Annotated in this window: 15 protein-coding genes, 1 tRNA gene and 1 pseudogene; 10 read left to right on the plus strand and 7 right to left on the minus strand. The window is 69.1% G+C overall.

What is annotated here, in order from left to right:
- Positions 1-18 precede the first annotated feature (18 nt).
- Positions 19-1,032, minus strand: coding sequence for a LacI family DNA-binding transcriptional regulator (locus ACH442_RS36495; RefSeq protein WP_396342651.1), 1,014 nt, complete (start codon positions 1,030-1,032; stop codon positions 19-21).
- 214 nt (positions 1,033-1,246) lie between these two features.
- On the minus strand, positions 1,247-1,642 hold the full coding sequence (locus ACH442_RS36500) for a hypothetical protein (protein WP_396342652.1): 396 nt from the start codon (positions 1,640-1,642) through the stop codon (positions 1,247-1,249).
- A 90-nt stretch (positions 1,643-1,732) separates the two neighbouring features.
- Here ACH442_RS36500 and ACH442_RS36505 point away from each other — a divergent pair, with 90 nt between their 5' ends.
- Complete coding sequence (locus ACH442_RS36505) at positions 1,733-2,023, plus strand: hypothetical protein (RefSeq protein WP_396342653.1); 291 nt, start codon at positions 1,733-1,735, stop codon at positions 2,021-2,023.
- 191 nt (positions 2,024-2,214) lie between these two features.
- Here the strand turns inward: ACH442_RS36505 and ACH442_RS36510 are convergent, their stop codons facing one another.
- Positions 2,215-2,688, minus strand: a complete 474-nt coding sequence (locus ACH442_RS36510; RefSeq protein ID WP_396342654.1) for a hypothetical protein — start codon at positions 2,686-2,688, stop codon at positions 2,215-2,217.
- A 494-nt stretch (positions 2,689-3,182) separates the two neighbouring features.
- The gene (locus ACH442_RS36515; RefSeq protein ID WP_396342655.1) at positions 3,183-3,749 is read right to left on the minus strand and encodes a hypothetical protein; all 567 of its coding nucleotides are present in this window, start codon (positions 3,747-3,749) and stop codon (positions 3,183-3,185) included.
- A 203-nt stretch (positions 3,750-3,952) separates the two neighbouring features.
- Between ACH442_RS36515 and ACH442_RS36520 the strand changes: the two genes are divergently transcribed.
- The 3 genes from ACH442_RS36520 to ACH442_RS36530 all read left to right on the plus strand — a co-directional run bounded on the left by ACH442_RS36520 (position 3,953) and on the right by ACH442_RS36530 (position 5,645).
- Entirely contained in the window at positions 3,953-4,282 is a 330-nt protein-coding gene (locus ACH442_RS36520; protein WP_396342656.1) for a hypothetical protein, read from the plus strand.
- Between the two features lie 145 nt (positions 4,283-4,427).
- Positions 4,428-5,030, plus strand: coding sequence for a methyltransferase family protein (locus ACH442_RS36525; protein ID WP_396342657.1), 603 nt, complete (start codon positions 4,428-4,430; stop codon positions 5,028-5,030).
- Between the two features lie 207 nt (positions 5,031-5,237).
- Entirely contained in the window at positions 5,238-5,645 is a 408-nt protein-coding gene (locus ACH442_RS36530) for a VOC family protein (RefSeq protein WP_396342658.1), read from the plus strand.
- 115 nt (positions 5,646-5,760) lie between these two features.
- Here ACH442_RS36530 and ACH442_RS36535 read toward each other — a convergent pair whose 3' ends face one another.
- Positions 5,761-7,347: a peptide chain release factor 3 gene (locus tag ACH442_RS36535; RefSeq protein ID WP_396342659.1), complete on the minus strand. Its 1,587-nt coding sequence runs from the start codon at positions 7,345-7,347 to the stop codon at positions 5,761-5,763.
- Positions 7,348-7,670: 323 nt separating this feature from the next.
- Here ACH442_RS36535 and ACH442_RS36540 point away from each other — a divergent pair, with 323 nt between their 5' ends.
- The 3 genes from ACH442_RS36540 to ACH442_RS36550 all read left to right on the plus strand — a co-directional run bounded on the left by ACH442_RS36540 (position 7,671) and on the right by ACH442_RS36550 (position 12,923).
- Positions 7,671-9,437 carry a flavin-containing monooxygenase gene (locus ACH442_RS36540; RefSeq protein WP_396342660.1) on the plus strand — a complete coding sequence of 589 codons (1,767 nt, stop codon included), beginning with the start codon at positions 7,671-7,673 and terminating at the stop codon, positions 9,435-9,437.
- A gap of 81 nt (positions 9,438-9,518) precedes the next feature.
- Positions 9,519-10,970 carry a family 43 glycosylhydrolase gene (locus ACH442_RS36545; protein ID WP_396342661.1) on the plus strand — a complete coding sequence of 484 codons (1,452 nt, stop codon included), beginning with the start codon at positions 9,519-9,521 and terminating at the stop codon, positions 10,968-10,970.
- Positions 10,971-11,111: 141 nt separating this feature from the next.
- Positions 11,112-12,923: a LamG-like jellyroll fold domain-containing protein gene (locus ACH442_RS36550; RefSeq protein WP_396342662.1), complete on the plus strand. Its 1,812-nt coding sequence runs from the start codon at positions 11,112-11,114 to the stop codon at positions 12,921-12,923.
- 200 nt (positions 12,924-13,123) lie between these two features.
- Here the strand turns inward: ACH442_RS36550 and ACH442_RS36555 are convergent.
- A tRNA-OTHER gene (locus ACH442_RS36555) sits at positions 13,124-13,210 on the minus strand.
- A gap of 328 nt (positions 13,211-13,538) precedes the next feature.
- On the opposite strand from ACH442_RS36555, the pseudogene ACH442_RS36560 reads away from it, so the two are divergent.
- Positions 13,539-13,865: pseudogene (locus ACH442_RS36560) on the plus strand (cellulose binding domain-containing protein); the annotation flags it as partial.
- Positions 13,866-14,191: 326 nt separating this feature from the next.
- Here the strand turns inward: ACH442_RS36560 and ACH442_RS36565 are convergent.
- Entirely contained in the window at positions 14,192-14,368 is a 177-nt protein-coding gene (locus ACH442_RS36565; RefSeq protein ID WP_396342663.1) for a hypothetical protein, read from the minus strand.
- On the opposite strand from ACH442_RS36565, the gene ACH442_RS36570 reads away from it, so the two are divergent.
- Together ACH442_RS36570 and ACH442_RS36575 are read left to right on the plus strand one after the other, a co-directional pair.
- Positions 14,367-14,675, plus strand: a complete 309-nt coding sequence (locus ACH442_RS36570; RefSeq protein ID WP_396342664.1) for a hypothetical protein — start codon at positions 14,367-14,369, stop codon at positions 14,673-14,675. The two genes, ACH442_RS36565 and ACH442_RS36570, sit on opposite strands and share 2 nt — an antisense overlap.
- Positions 14,676-14,718: 43 nt before the next feature.
- The gene (locus tag ACH442_RS36575; protein WP_396342665.1) at positions 14,719-15,420 is read left to right on the plus strand and encodes a hypothetical protein; all 702 of its coding nucleotides are present in this window, start codon (positions 14,719-14,721) and stop codon (positions 15,418-15,420) included.
- Positions 15,421-15,529: the final 109 nt, after the last annotated feature.

Here is a 15,529-nt window from a genome sequence, read left to right on the forward strand (position 1 = left end):
CCCGCGCGACCGCGGCGGTCAGGGGGCGATCTCGCCGGAGCCACGCGGGATCAGTGACGCGGGGATCACCACGGTCTGCGGCGGGCCGGCGTGGCCGCTGATCCGGGCGCAGGCCAGCCGAGCCGCCTCCCGGCCCAGGGCCACCATGTCGTGCGCCACCACCGTGGTACCGACCACGTCGGCCAGTTCGAAGTCGTCGAAACCGACCAGTGCCGGCGGCCGGGGACGGCCGGCCAGCACCCGCAACGCGCCGGTCGTGAGCCGGTTGTTGGTGGTGAAGATCGCCGTCGGCGGTTCGTCGAGGGCGAGCAGTGCTCCTATCGTCCGCTCCGCGGTGGCCGCGTCGTGCACGTCGGTGCGCAGATACCGGTCCCAGTCCGGGTTCCCGGCCCGGCGCATCGCCGCGGCGAAACCGTCGATGCGGGCGCGCTGCGAAGCTGTCCGGGCCAGGTCGGCGACCAGCGCGATCCGGCGGTGCCCACCGGCGAGCAGGTGCTCGGCGGCCGCGCGGGCACCGCCCTCGTTGTCGATCAGGACGCTGTCCGCGGCGAGGCCCTGCGGCGGACGGTCCAGGAAGACCACCGGTACGCCACCGGTGTCGTCGCGGGCCAGGTACTCCTGACCGCCGCCGCTGGGCACGATCAGCAGCGCACGGACCCGGCGTTCCAGGAAGACGTCGACGAGCTGCCGCTCCTGGGTGACGTTCTCGTCGTTGTTGGCGGTCACCAGCAGCAACCCGTGCCGGCGAAGTTCCCGCTCGGCGCCACTGGCCACCGCGGAGTAGAACGGATTCGCCAGGTCGCCGCTGATCAGGCCGACCATGGCGGACCGGCCGCCGCGGCGGAGCTCGCGGGCCAGGCCGTTGAGCCGGTAACCGAGTTGCTCGGCGGCGGCACGGACCCGCTGGCCGGTCTCCTCGGCGACGTTGGGCTCACCGTTGAGGGCCCGGGAGGCGGTTTTCAGGCTGACACCGGCCAGCGCCGCGACCTGACTCAGGGTCGGCAGCCGGACGGCCGGATCATCGGCGGGCATGTCACTCCGGGTGCGCAGTCGGCGGAGGGCCCCAGTATGTCACCCCGGACCGCCACCGCCGCGTCACCGCAGCGTGCGCCGAAAATAACCTGTGCCCACCCCAGCGCCGGCAGCCGACAGCGGGCACCGCCCGAACGAACACCGCCCGGCACCGGCGCGTGGGCCGGGACAGCCCAGCGCTCCCGGCAACCCTCCGCGGACCGTTCTCCGACGTTTACGCCCGCGACTTACCGATCACCGGGCGGCGGGACAGCGGCAACGTCCGCCAGATCGCGGTCAGCAGCAGCGCGCCGGCCGCGGCGCCGAGGGCCGGAGTCGTGGCCAGGAGGACGGCGACGCCCAGGACCAGGGCCGACCAGACCACGGCCCGCAGTACGGTGTCGAGGCCGGGCACGCCGGTCGGGCGTTCCGCGGTCCACCGGGGCAGCCAGGCGACGGCCGCGGCCACGGCGAGGGCGCCGAGGATTCCGGCGGCGGTGCGGGCCACCGGCGGCCATCCGAAGCGATCACTGGCGGCGAAGGCGGCGGCCAGCACGCAGACCGCCCACACCTTGCCCAGCAGCCACCGGGCCGCACGGCCCATCCGCCCGTTCGTGCTCTCACCGTCCACGCGCGCGTCGTACCCAGGATTCCGGACTTTCATTCATGTCAACAAGACCATCCGGCCCGAACGCGCCCGGGTGCGCCGCACCGACTGACCATGCCCGAACAGACCTGCGTCCGCGGCCAGCCCTTGGCTGTCCCCGGGCAGACCGCCCAGCACGTCCACTCGACCTACCTGATGAACCAGCTGGCCAAGTCCCGGATCAATCTGCTCGGCACCCGCCTCGCCGCCATCCGCACCCTGATCCTCGACATGCCCCAGCCATCGCGGCACAAGTCTTCGGCTACACCCCCGAATGCGCCGAAGACCACGCCACGCTTGTTGATCGCGAACCGGTACCGTGACACGGTGATTGAGACGGTGCACCGGGCCCTGTTTGCCACGTGACCTGGCCGGTGGCGACCGCACCCTCGGTCCAGTCCGCAATACCGCTGCTGGCCCACACCCCGGCCGCGCGGTCTGCGGCATGTGAGGGCATCGTCATCACCGCATCAGCCGTTGTGGATCAACCGAGCTTCGAAACCCACAGAAGCGTCGCGCCGACGGAGCGTTCACGTGGCACGCCGGCAGGTAGGCCCTCATTTGATACCCACGCCATTCTGCGCCGCCGTCGCGAGTATGCGTTCACGCTCCCCCGGGAGCAGCGCGGCAGTGGACATCGGCAGGAAGCCGGCGCTTTTGCTCGTGAAAATCATCTGATCCGGCATCTCTTGGACGTGGCGCAAAGCCGACCAGGCGTAGCCATGTTGAGCCAGAGCGCTGGACCACTGGATTCCCCAGTCGCTGATGGTATAGGTGCCGGGCGCCCCCAACAGCCGCCAGCAACGGCCGGTCGCCCGCTTGACCATCAGCCACGGGGCACCGAAGACGGCCAGGAAACCACCCACGAACCCGGCCACATCGACCGATCGCGAGGCGACCGAGTCGATCAGGACGACCACCAGCAGCAGGAGCCCCAAGCCCCGGAACAGCCACAACACCGTTCTGGCCTGGAACCGCACGGCGGCGGCGACGAGCCCGCGATCCGGCTGCGGTGAGGTCATGATCGGCACAGCGCTGACCGTAACGCCCAGCGGATCACGTGCCTATCACCCGTTGGCCCGGGCCGGATGGCTCACCAGGCGGCAGTCCGGTCCGGGGAGATCGGCCGGTATCAGCCACTCGATGACGTCGGCCGACCGCTTGTCGCGCTGCTGCCGGGCGCCGGGTACGAACGCTTTCCTCGTCGGCGCGCTGTCAGCGGCTGTGAGAGGGAAAGTCGTGGGCCGGAGCGCTACGCCGTAGTCGATCAAATAGCCGCACCTGGCGCGCCGGGTGTCGCCGCGGGGCGTCTGGCCCGATGCGATGGGTGACGGCCGGGCTTGCGCGGGGTGATCATGCCTTCCACGCTCAACGGAACCCGAACAACCGACATCCTCTCATCGACAAATCCGCGCGTCGGCGGCGCGAGGCCAGTGACCCACGTAACGGCGCGCGGCGGTTCGAGCATGGATCGCGGCATGAGAGCATGCTGTCGGGTGATTGAATCGTGCCCACTTTTCGACGGTCAGTCATCCGGGCAGCTGGGGCCGAACGCCTCTTCCAACATTTCTGTGTACTCGGTATCGGTGGCGCCGCGCCACTCACCGGTCGTCGAGTCCTGCACGAGCCACGGCTGGTAGAGCGTTCCGCAGGCCCACTTTGCGAACCAGTCGACGATCGTCATGTGTTGGGGAAAGGCGCATGAGGCCCCGTCCGGGGCCGGGTTAGGGTCACAGCCCCAAATCTGGCCGTCGGCAAGGTCAAGCTCACTGCTGATGCCACAACCCCAGTCGCACAGAGTGAGGACGCCACCCTTGAGCCCGGTCAGTGCGTTTATGCCGCCGGTTTGGTGCCCGCCTCGGAGGCCGAGCAGTCCGTAACCGGGGCCGAAGCCGCCGTTACCGACCTCCAGGTACAGCCGACGCAGCAGAGACGGCAGCGACCGGCCAGCCAGTTCCTCAGCCTCCGCGACCGCGGCAGGCGCTGCCGGCCGGAGCGGCGCCAGCCGATGGCTCGGTACCTCGTCGATATACTCGCCGGCAGCGATCCGTCGAACCACCGCATCGAATACCTGGTTGTCTCGTGCCGACATGGCATGCAGCGTAGCGATACGCCCTGTGATCCATCAGACGCCCGTGGACCAGGGGCGTAAAGCTGAGACTTGCGGAGCCGTTCGCATGCCGACTCGACCCGTCGTCACGCGAAGTACGCGAAGTACGCGAACGGATCGCGGCAGATCATTGTGCCGCCCTTCCCCAAATCCGACGCCCGACAGCAATGCATTACGTTACTCCGATGTCAGTGGAGCCGCGTGGCACGATGCACGGTTGGATCCTGGGTACGAACCTGCTGCCGTTCGTCGAAAGAATTTCCGAGATCACTCGATGCCGGAATGATGTGAGCGCGATCGCGGCCGGTGTCGACCGTTCGGATGCTGACACGGACGACTGGTTTGGTGTCGTCATCGAGGGAGACTCGCGCATCGAGCTGTTTTTCGCGAAGGCGCTCAACGGTGACGTACTCGTGGATATCGAGCTCGAAGGGCTGGATCCTGGCAACGAGATCAGGTGTGCCGAGCTCCTGGATATCTGCTGCCAACATCGTCTAGTGCTCGAGGAGCCCTGATCGCTTGCGGCCGGTCAACCGCCGATGTACTTCCATCGGCACGGATGGCCGCAGGCTGTTGGTCCTGGTTATGCGCCCGACAGCAACGCGCGACTCGCGGCAGAAGAGGACGCCGCGCCGCGCTGTCCTTCTTCGGACGTCGTACTTGTCGGCGATCACGCGCTTCGATAACAATCGGGAAATGTCCGGCCCCGAGCGCATCGTCTTTTTCGTGTCGGTCGGCGCCTTCGCGGCGGGCGAACTTCTGCAAACACTCCGCCTGCGTCGTGGTGCGGACGCAGCCGACGTACGGGCGGAGACGTTGTTGAGGCTGTTGCTCTTCAGCGCGATCGTGATGTTCCCACTCGGCAGGGCTGTCCTCCCCGGCGCGGTGATCGGCGGCGGCGTGGCCACCTTCATACTCGGGATGCTGGTCGGATGGGCTGGCGCGCTGCTGCGCTGGTGGTCATTCCTGACTCTGGGCAGATACTTCACCGTCGTGGTCAAGACCAGCGCGGACCAGCCCGTCATCGACCGCGGCCCCTACCGGGTCCTGCGACACCCGAGTTACACCGGGCTCCTCCTCGTCTTCGCCGGCGTCGGCCTGATGGTGGGCAATTGGTTCAGCACCGCCGCCGCGGTCGTCCTGGTGCTGTTCGCCGTCATTCACCGGCTGCGCGTCGAGGAACGGGCTCTGAATGCGGCACTCGGCGACCGCTATCGCGAGTTCACGGCAACCCGCGCCCGGCTCATCCCCTATATCTGGTAGCCCCGGCGTGCGCTCCAAGGTTTGCTCCGGATCGTCGAGCGCGCACCTCCCGGCACGGTCGGACGTCCGACCGACTCGGGCGCCGTCACATCGCGTGACCGCCTCCGCCTGCTGCAACGCGCGATCGGCGGCAGATGAGTGAGCTGACCTTGACTTCAAGGCTGGTTGAGGTCGGACAATGATTCTCAGCCGAGAGAATGGATTTCGATGGTGGTCGACTCCAATGCGACGATCCGCCTTGCCCGACCCAGCCGCGACCTCGCGGCGGCTGAACGGTTCTATGTGCAGGGGCTCGGATTGCAGGTGCTCTATCGAGCGGCTGCGGAGTCCGCCGACGAGCACGACCTGGTGATGTTGGGCTGGCCGCATGCCTCATGGCATCTGGAGTTGGTCGGCGGGCCGGGCCTGGACGTTTCACCCTCATCCACGACTGAGGACCTTCTCGTGTTGTATCTGTCTGCGCCGATAGACGAATCCTTGGTCGCCCGACTTGAGATGAACGGCGGCCGGAGAGTCGCACAAGGCAAATACTGGGACCGATGGGGTGTGACCGTGGAGGACCCTGACGGATATCGGCTGACCTTATCCAGCCGCAGTTGGACCAACGCCGGGTAATCGCGCACCCGCGCCCGCACCGGGTCGAGGCGACGACCGCCCGGGGCCGGCGGGCACCACGGCCCGGCGCGGCGCCGGCAACCAGCAGCACGCCCGGCCCGAAACGGGCGCCGGGTCAGTCGTCGAGGCGCAGGTCGGGGTGGCGGCCGGCGATCGTGCGCATCCGCCACCGGTGCGGGAACACCGCCAGCAGCGCGCCGTCGCGCACCCGCGTCATCACCTCGACGTTCGACTCGGTCCGCAGGATCTCGCGGCCGGCCTCGTCGGTGCGCGCCGCCACCTCGTACGGCAAATGGTTGAGGTTGACCTTGACGCCGAACTCGGCCTCCAGGCGATGGGTGGCGACCTCGAACTGCATCGGGCCCACCGCGGCGAACACCGGCACACCGTCACCACGCTGCTCCGAGCGCAGGACCTGGACCACGCCCTCGCCGTCGAGCTGCTCGATGCCGCGGCGGAACCGCTTGTACGTCGAGGTGTCGGTGGCGGTCACCGCCGCGAAGTGCTCCGGCGGGAACGAGGGCAGCGGCGGGTACTGCACCGGGGCGCCGACGTAGAGGGTGTCGCCGATGCCGAGAGTCGTGGCGTTGACCAGGCCGATCACGTCACCCGGGTACGCCTCGTCGATCGTCTCCCGGCCCTGGCCGAAGATCTGCTGCGCGTATTTGGTGGCGAACGGCTTGCCGGTGCCGGCGTGCGTCACGATCATGCCGCGCTCGAACTTGCCCGAGTTGATCCGGACGAAGGCGAGCTGGTCACGGTGGGTCCGGTTCATGTTCGCCTGGATCTTGAAGACGAACCCGGAGAAGGCGCCGTCGACCGGGTGCTCGTCCCCGGCGGTGGTCGGCCGGGCCGTGGCCGGCGGCGCCAGCTCGACGAGAATGTTGAGAAGTTGCCGGACGCCGAGATTCGCCACCGCCGCGCCGAACAGCACCGGTGTGCTCTTGGCGGCAAGAAATTCCTTTTCGTCGAAGTCGGCGCCGGTCATCTCCAGCAGCTCGAGCTCCTCGTTCGCGGTGGTCCAGTCCGCGCCGAACCGCTCGGCCGCCTCCTCGGCGCTCATCTCCTCCTCGATGGCGAGGTCGGCGCCACCGGGCGAACGTTCCATCCGGACGAACTGGCCGGTGCGCCGGTCGATCACGCCCCGGAAGTGCCCGGCGATGCCGACCGGCCAGGTCAGCGGGGTCGGCTTGAGCCCGATCCGCTGCTCGATCTCGTCCATCAGTGCCAGTGCGTCGAGGCCCGGCCGGTCCCACTTGTTGATGAACGTCATGACCGGGATGTTGCGCTGCCGGCACACCTCGAACAGTTTCAGCGTCTGCGGCTCCAGGCCTTTCGCGGCGTCGAGCAGCATCACCGCGCTGTCGACCGCGGTCAGCACCCGGTAGGTGTCCTCGGAGAAGTCGGCGTGACCGGGCGTGTCCAGCAGGTTGATCACGGTGTCGTGGTACGAGAACTGCAGCGCGGCCGAGGTGACCGAGATGCCGCGCTCCTGCTCCATCGCCATCCAGTCGGAGACCACGCCCTTGCGGTCGCCTTTGCCGTGCACCGCGCCGGCCTGCCCGATCACCCGCGCGTGCAGCGCCAGGGCCTCGGTCATCGTCGACTTGCCGGCATCCGGGTGCGAGATCACCGCGAAGGTCCGCCTCCGGCCCGCCTCCACGGCGACATTTTCCGCCGACGCCGGCACGTTCTGACTCACGATCCGCTCCCCCACCGACACGTCCTCGACCTGGGAACCGTATCTCCTCGCTCCGGCTGGTCGCGGTAAGGGGCGCGGTGTCGGCCGTCACCGGGGTCGCGCGGCGACCGCCCGGCTCGGCCCGGCACGGGCCGGCCGGGCTCAGCCCGGCACGGCCCCGGGGCAGTCGACCGGCCGGTCCGCTGCTACCGCGGGTGACGGCGAACGAGCGCACACCGATTCTCCACAGTGGCCTGGAACACAGTTTTCTTCAATCAGTTGCTTTAAAAGTGGCCCTTGGGTTGGCTCCTCGGTACCGGACGAACCCCGTGAAAGGCCCCACCATGTCCTCCACGCCCCATCGCTACCGGCCCGACGAGATCGAGGCCCTGCGCGCCCGGTACCGAGCGGAGCGTGACCGCCGCATCCGCCCGGAGGGCGCCGCCCAGTACCGTCGCGCGGCCGGCGAGTTCGGCTACTACGCCAAGGACCCGTACACCGAGTGGACCGAGCGCGAACCGGTCGACGACCGGGTCGAGGTGGCGGTCGTCGGCGGCGGGTTCGGCGGCCTGCTGACCGGCGCCCGGCTCCGGCAGGCCGGCGTGGAGAGCATCCGGATGATCGACGAGGCCGGTGACTTCGGCGGCACTTGGTACTGGAACCGGTACCCGGGCATCCACTGCGACATCGAGGCGACGATCTACCTGCCGCTGCTCGAGGAGGTCGGCTACGTCCCGAACTGGCGCTACGCTCCCGGCGAGGAGATTCGTCAGCACTGCGTCGCCATCGCGAAACAGTTCGACCTGTACGCCGACACCATGTTCCACACGCGCGTCACCGAGCTGCGCTGGGACGAGGAAGCGGCCGAGTGGCACGTGCGGACCGACCGCGGCGACCAGTTCCGGGCACGGTACGTGGTGGTCGGCTCCGGCACACTCACGCAGCCGAAACTTCCCGGCATCCCGGGCATCGAGACGTTCCGCGGTCACACGTTCCACACCAGCTGCTGGGATCACGGCTACGACCTGGCCGGCAAGCGCGTCGCGGTGATCGGCACCGGCGCCACCGGTGTCCAGGTGATCCCGTCGATCGCCCCGGAGACCGGGCACCTGTTCGTGTTCCAGCGCACCCCGTCGTCGGTGGACGTGCGCGGCAACCGGCCGACCGACCCGGAGTGGGCCGCGTCCCTGGAACCGGGCTGGCAGCGCGAACGCATGGAGAACTTCCTCACCCTGGTCACCGGCGGCGACGCCGAGCAGGACCTGATCGGTGACGGGTGGACCAGCACCGCCCGGCTCCAGCGGCAGATGCTCACCGGCACCGTCGACACGTCCCTGCCCGCCGAGGAGCGTGCGGCCCTCGACGAGCTCGCCGATTTCAGCAAGATGGACGAGATCCGCGCGCGGGTCGACGCGATCGTCACCGACCCGGCCACCGCCGAGGCGCTCAAGCCCTGGTACCGGTACATGTGCAAGCGCCCCACGTTCAGCGACTTCTACCTGCAGACGTTCAACCGGCCGAACGTCACGCTCGTCGACACCGCCGACTTCGGCGGCATCACCGCCATGACCGAGAACGCGATCGTGGTCGGCGCGAACTCCTACGAGGTGGACTGCGTCATTTTCGCGACCGGCTTCGAGGTCGGCATCTCGGGCGTCGTCTCCGGAACCCTTCCCGTGTACGGGCGTGGCGGGCTTCCGCTGCTCGGGCACTGGCGTAACGGGCCGCGGACGCTGCACGGCTTCTACAGTCACGGCTTCCCGAACCTGTTCCACCTGGGTTCGCTGCAGAACGCGGCGTCGGTGAACTTCGTCCACGTCCTGCAGGAGCAGGCCACCCACATCGCGGCGGTGGTCGGTGCGGCCGCGCGACGCGACGCGAGGTGGATCGAGCCGAGTGCCGAGGCCGAGGAGCGGTGGGTCACGACGATCCGGGAGACCGCGCCGGACAACTTCGCGTTCCTGTCCGAGTGCACGCCGGGCTACTACAACGGTGAGGGCAGGCCGCGGCCGGTCAACAACTCGTTCGGCCCGGGTCCGGTCGTCTTCCACGACCTGCTGCGGCAGTGGCGCTCCTCCGGTGGCCTGGACGAGGTCCTGCACGCGGGCTGATCCCGTCGAATGTTCCCGCGGCGGCCTGACCGGGATCAGGCCGCCGCGGGAATGGCGGTGATTTCCTGCGAAGGTGGATCGATGACTGCCGAGTTCGTCCCCGCGACGCAACCGATCCTGCCCGGGTTCCACCCCGATCCGAGCATCTGCCGCGTCGGCGACACGTACTGGATGGCGTGTTCGAGCTTCGAGTACGCGCCCGGCGTCCCCCTCTTCCGCTCCACAAACCTGACCGATTGGGATCAGGTCGGCAACGTCCTCGCGCGCCCGTCCCAGCTGGACGTCGCGACCGCGGCGCCGTCGGGCGGGGTCTACGCGCCGACCCTGCGTCACCACGACGGCCGCTTCTGGATGATCACCACGAACTGGTCGGACGACCAGGGTCAGATCCTGACCTGGGCGGAGGACCCGGCCGGGGACTGGTCCGACCCCGTGCGCCTGCCGGAGGTCAAGGGCATCGACCCCGATCTCGCCTGGGACGGCGACGGCACCTGCTTTCTCACCTACTCCGGCTGGGTCGAGGGCGGAACGTCGCGCATCGTGCAGCAGGTGATCGACCCGTCGACCGGGGTGATCCTCTCCGGCCCGGTCCCGCTGTGGAGCGGCACCGGCGGGAAGTGGCCCGAGGCCCCGCACCTGTACCGGATCGGCGACCTCTGGTACCTGCTGATCGCCGAGGGCGGGACCGAACGCGGCCACGCCGTCACGATCGCGCGCGGCCCGTCCGCCAGCGGCCCGTTCGCGCCGTGCCCGGCGAACCCGCTGCTCACGGCACGAGGGACGAACCGGCCCGTGCAGAGCACCGGGCATGCCGACCTCGTCCGGCGCCCGGACGGCAGCTGGGCGATCGTCTACCACGGCACCCGGCCCCGCGGCGTGACCCCGGAGTGGCACGTGCTCGGCCGGGAGACGTTCGCGAGCAACGTCGAGTGGACCGATGGCTGGCCGGAACTGACCACCCCGGTCGAGCCCGTCACCGCCCCTGCCGTCACCATCGACGAGCTCGGCGACACGCTGCCGCCGCACTGGGCCGGTGCGCACCGCTTCGCCGGGGAGTTGCTCCGCCGTACCGGGAAAGGGTGGGTCCTGACCGGGCCCGGTTTCGCCGGCCGGCGCCAGCAGCACCACGACGTCCGGGTCACCGCGACGCTCGACGCCCGGCACGGGACCGGTGGTCTCGAGATCCGCCTGGACCCGCGTCACCGGCTCACGGTGGAGATCAACGGCTCGGAGGTACGGGCGGTCGCGCAGATCGGCGACCTGATCAGCACCCTGGGCCGGGCCGACGTGGCCGATCCCGGCGACGTCCACGTCGAGCTGCGGGCGACGGCGGTGACAACCTTCACCGGCCCCGACCAGCTCGTCGCCGTCGTCGCCGGGGTCGAGCTGGCCCGGATGGACGGCCGCTATCTGTCGACGGAGGTGGCCGGCGGCTTCACCGGTCGCATGATCGGGCTCCGCGCGGACCGTGGTGAGCTGGGCGTCACCTCGTTCGTCTACCACGGATCCACATCCGGCGACGGAGCGTTGTAGAGCCGGACCGCGCGGCACTGCCCGGATCGGCGACCGTGGAGCACCTGCGTGCTCGCCGACGGCCAGTGTTAACCCACGGCGGGCGGGCGCTTCGATTCACGGCCGCCCGCCGTTGCCGTACGCAAGAAATATTCATTCCTCGTGGAACGAAGAAATCTTCTCCGCGCGGCCGTCGCCGCCCCGGCTGTCCCGCTCGCCGCGACCGTCCTGGCCGCCGAACCGGCCGCGGCCGCGACGCCGGTGCCGGGCGCGCCGGCCTCCGCGAGGTTCGACGCGCACGACCCGCGGTTCGCGCTCGCCGTCCTGCCCGACACCCAGTACCTGTTCGACGCGGACAGCGCCGACCCGGCGCCGCTGCGGGCGACCTTCAAGCACCTGCTGGAGCAGCGGGCCGAGGACAACGTCGCCTTCCTCACGCACCTGGGCGACGTCACCGAGCACGGCACCGAACAGGAGATCACCCTGGCCGGGACGACGTTCCAGGCCATCGACGGACGCCTTCCGTACAGCGTGCTCGCCGGCAACCACGACGTCAGCTCGGGCACCGACGACCAGCGCGGTGACACGCCGTACCGGAAGGTCTTCGGTCCTGATCGTTTCCGGCGCTCGGCGACCTTCCTCGGATCGTCGGCGGACGGCTACAACAGCGCCCACAAGATCGCGGCCGGTGGCCGGCAGTGGCTGATCCTGGCCCTGGACTGGCGCATCTCCGACGCCGGCCTCGCCTGGGCGCAGACCGTCATGAAGCAGAACCCGGCGCTGCCGGCGATCGTGACGACCCACGACCTGGCCTACGCCGACGACGCCGGGAAGGCCTACCTGTCCGGAAACGGTCAACGGCTGTGGGACAAGCTGATCAGGGGCAACGACCAGATCTTCCTGACCCTCAACGGTCACTACTGGCCGCCCGGGCGGACCGTGCTGACCAACGCCGCCGGTCACGACGTGCACGTCCACATCACCAACTACCAGGACCGGTACTACGGCGGGGCCGGGATGATCCGGCTCTACCACTTCGACCTGGTGCGCGGGCGCATCGACGTGGAGACGTTCGCGCCGTGGTTCCTGCACCGCGACCCGGGCAAACGCACCCCGCTGGAGGCCGAGACGATCGAGCTGACCGGCGACGTCGACCGGTTCAGCCTCGCGATCGACTTCGACGCCCGCTTCGCCGGCTTCGCACCGCCGGTACGGCCCGCACCCCGCCCGGCATCCACGGTCGTCGACCGGCACACGGCCGCCTACTGGCGCTTCGAGGGCGACGTCGAGAAGGTGAAAGACTTCTCCGGCAACGGCAACGACCTGACGGTACGGCGTCTGACCGCGAACGATCGCCTGGTTGTCTCCACCGAGCACCACGTCGGCGCGCCCACGCACTCCAGCGTCCGCTTCGACGGCGGCGCCGGCCGCGGCGCCCTGCTGCAGACCGCCGCGAACGCCCCGCTGAACAGCCTGAAGTTCCTCGACGGCTACACGTTCGAGACGTTCCTCAAGCTGCCCGAGCCGTTCGAGGGCAACCACGACTGGATGGGCATCTTCAGCTGGGAAGGGCGCAGCGGCGACGCCGGCAAACACAGCGGCTGGTCCGACCTGGAGCCGACCTGCAGCCTGAACCTGTCGCCGGAAAGGTTCCTCCAGTACGTGCTCTACACCTCCGACGGCGACCACAACCCGACGTCGTGGAGTCACGCGCTGCCGGTCGGGGTCTGGCACCACGTCGCGGTCGTCAACGACGGCCGGCGCAGCGTCGTCTGGGTCAACGGCTCGAAGATCGCCCGCAACCCCACCCAGCCGGCGCACGGCGTCGCCACGCTCGGCCGGCCGTTCACGCTCGGCGGCACGTCCTTCGACCTGAAGTACGACCAGGGCTTCTACGGCTGGATCGGTGACACCCGGATCACCTCGCGCGCGCTGCGCCCCGAGCAGTTCCTCCCGGCCGGCCACTTCCGCTAGGCCGGCCACCGGGGCGGCCCGCCATCGCGCGGCGCGGCCGCCCCGGCCTCACTCCGCCCTGGCCTCACTCCGGCTCGGCCTCACTCCGGCTCGGCCCACCGCTCGGTCCAGCGGTGCCGGGTCAGGCCGGCCGCGTACTCGTCGATCCGGTCGCCGCGTTCCACGACGACTCAGCGACCTCTCATGGCCGCTATGCGGCGCGCCGGGTCACCGGACTCGAACCGGCTCATCCCAGACTGCTCGGATGCTAGCCAGCTAGCGCACTTTCCCATCTGCTTTCACCCGGCGCACGAAGAAAGATTAGCCGCGCCGCACTTGAGGTACAGCAGCGCCCTCTTCCGCGATGCGGTTCGCCGAATTTCACGATCGTGGACGGATGCGGCTTTCTCTAAGTCGGTCCCTGATGTACCTACCGAAGCCCTCCGGGTAGGCCTCCGACGCCAAACCACGGACGGCGTCCGCTTGGTTGGGCCGCCACTCGTTCACCAGACGCAGGAAATCGACGATTGCGTCGGCGCGTGCTCGCCAAAGTTGCGTCTGCAGTTGCCCCTGTGACTCGTCGTACGCCCTGCTCCGCCCGAGCGAGTAGCCGCTGCGCCGCCCGAGCCAGTAGCCGACCCGGGCGGCTCCGGCGCATGCCGGGTGACCAACGCGGTCAACGCCTGGAACACCGGCCTGACCGACAACATCACCATCACCAACACCGGATCGAGCGCGATCAACGGCTGGTCCCTGAAGTTCACCCTGCCCTCCGGACAGACGATCACCAGCGGCTGGAACGCGACGTACTCACCCAGCAGCGGCCAGGTGACCGCCACCAACGCCGGCTACAACGGCTCACTGCCGCCGGGCGGCTCGACCACCATCGGCTTCCAAGCCGACCACAGCGGCAACACCGGCGCGCCGAGCGGCTTCACCCTCAACGGAGCAGCCTGCTCCTGAACCACCCCGACTGATATCCGACCATTCGCGGCTCCGGCCCCTGACCGTACGCCAAGGGCCGGAGCCCGGGTGAGGACCGTTCCGGAACAGGTTGATCTCGTGCACGTGACCGGTCGCGACTGGCGTGGGCGCTGCTCACCGCCGGTGAGCAAAGCCCGGGCGCTCCGGCCGGTCCGAGATCCGCGCATGTTGGCTGCTTGAGCCGGCTGTGCCAAGCCTCGACCGGATTGTTCGCATACCGTCCGCAGTGATCTGAGCGCGCCGACCCATACGCGTTGACGAAAGCGGCCGGCGTCGAGACCGCGACGCGCGGTGTTCCAGTGAGCTCATGCCGCGAACAGACGGAACAGGGCCGGGTCGACGAAGGTGACGGCCCCGCGGATCAGGCCGTTCGCGACGGTGAACACCTGGATCGAATGAGCGCCGCCACCCGGCGCGTAGGCCGCGTGCGCCGCGCTCCCGTTGGCCCCGACCGGCACCGTGCGCCACCCGGCACCGCGCATGGCGAAGACCCGCTGCTTTGCGCGTCTCGCAGTCGATCAGGACGGTGCCGTAGTTATGGCCACGCTTGACGGCGAAGTCGTCAACGCCGAGCACCGCGATGTCACCGATGAGCGGGTCGGGCAACGCCCGAACCAGCCGAAGGAGTCGATCGCGACCGGTCGGCATGCCCAGCGTCGTGGCCATTCGGACACCCGCCTGCCAGGCCCGCGACTCGCCGGGGAGCCCGGACGAGGACATGCGGCCTTGAACGATCCGAGCCGGTCGAACAACGTCACGAGATCGTCGATCGTGAGCCGCAGGCGTTGAGCCGCCGCCCCGTTCGTAAGCAAGCGGCATCTATCCTGGCCGTGTGAAGATCCATGCCGTTATTCCGGCTGCGACCGGAATTTTGCTTACTGTGGCCGCGTGTAGCAGCTCTCCGTCCGCGGCTCCCTCGTCCGGGCCGCCCACCGCCGCGGTGATCAGCTCGTCGGGCGAGCCGCAGGCCGGGTCTTCCATCGCTCCGGGCAACTGCCCGACCGATACCACGACCACAGTGCCGACCGAGCGCCTGGCCGATCTGCGCTGGGAAAAGCTCGGACCACTTTCGGTACCGTTCTCGGCCAGCGCGGGCCCTTGCCAGACCACCGCGACGACCGCTTCCGGGTACGCGCACACCCCGGCCGGAGCCTTGGTCGCGGCGGCACAGATCACGTCCCGAACCAGCATCTTCGACCCCATGAAGGTAGCGACCGACACGATCGAGCAGCAAGTGATCGCCGGCCAGGCTCGCGACCAATTGCTCACCGACACCAAGTCGCACAAGCCGCTCACCGAGAACAGCGCTGGCCAACTGACCGCGTGGTCGATGCTGTCCTACAGCGACGACACCGCCGTAATCAGCCTGGCCATGACCAACGCATCGTTGCAGGGCCGATACCTGACAATTCCCGTCACGATGCGCTGGGACAACGGGGACTGGCGGCTGGTGGCTCCGCCCTCTGGCTCCTGGAACAGCTCTGCCGCCGTGACATCGACCCTGCAAGGCTACGTCGAATGGGGAAAGCCCTGACTACCGTCCGCTCTCACAACATGCGGTTGGCCGGACCAACACGGTAAGGCGGCATGCGATCGGAAATCGAGGCTTGGCGCGATGAAGGCAACTGAGGATGTCCTGCCGA

The organism is Actinoplanes sp. NPDC020271 (genome assembly GCF_044388125.1).
In the GTDB taxonomy this organism is placed as follows: domain Bacteria; phylum Actinomycetota; class Actinomycetes; order Mycobacteriales; family Micromonosporaceae; genus Actinoplanes.

What these genes read in the sequence shown, in the direction of transcription:
- ACH442_RS36495 (WP_396342651.1), bottom strand. Translation starts at nt 1,032, where the DNA reads ATGCCCGCCGATGATCCGGCCGTCCGGCTGCCGACCCTGAGTCAGGTC.
- ACH442_RS36505 (WP_396342653.1), top strand. Translation starts at nt 1,733, where the DNA reads ATGCCCGAACAGACCTGCGTCCGCGGCCAGCCCTTGGCTGTCCCCGGG.
- ACH442_RS36515 (WP_396342655.1), bottom strand. Translation starts at nt 3,749, where the DNA reads ATGTCGGCACGAGACAACCAGGTATTCGATGCGGTGGTTCGACGGATC.
- ACH442_RS36520 (WP_396342656.1), top strand. Translation starts at nt 3,953, where the DNA reads ATGTCAGTGGAGCCGCGTGGCACGATGCACGGTTGGATCCTGGGTACG.
- ACH442_RS36530 (WP_396342658.1), top strand. Translation starts at nt 5,238, where the DNA reads ATGGTGGTCGACTCCAATGCGACGATCCGCCTTGCCCGACCCAGCCGC.
- ACH442_RS36540 (WP_396342660.1), top strand. Translation starts at nt 7,671, where the DNA reads ATGTCCTCCACGCCCCATCGCTACCGGCCCGACGAGATCGAGGCCCTG.
- ACH442_RS36545 (WP_396342661.1), top strand. Translation starts at nt 9,519, where the DNA reads ATGACTGCCGAGTTCGTCCCCGCGACGCAACCGATCCTGCCCGGGTTC.
- ACH442_RS36570 (WP_396342664.1), top strand. Translation starts at nt 14,367, where the DNA reads ATGGCGAAGACCCGCTGCTTTGCGCGTCTCGCAGTCGATCAGGACGGT.
- ACH442_RS36565 (WP_396342663.1), bottom strand. Translation starts at nt 14,368, where the DNA reads ATGCGCGGTGCCGGGTGGCGCACGGTGCCGGTCGGGGCCAACGGGAGC.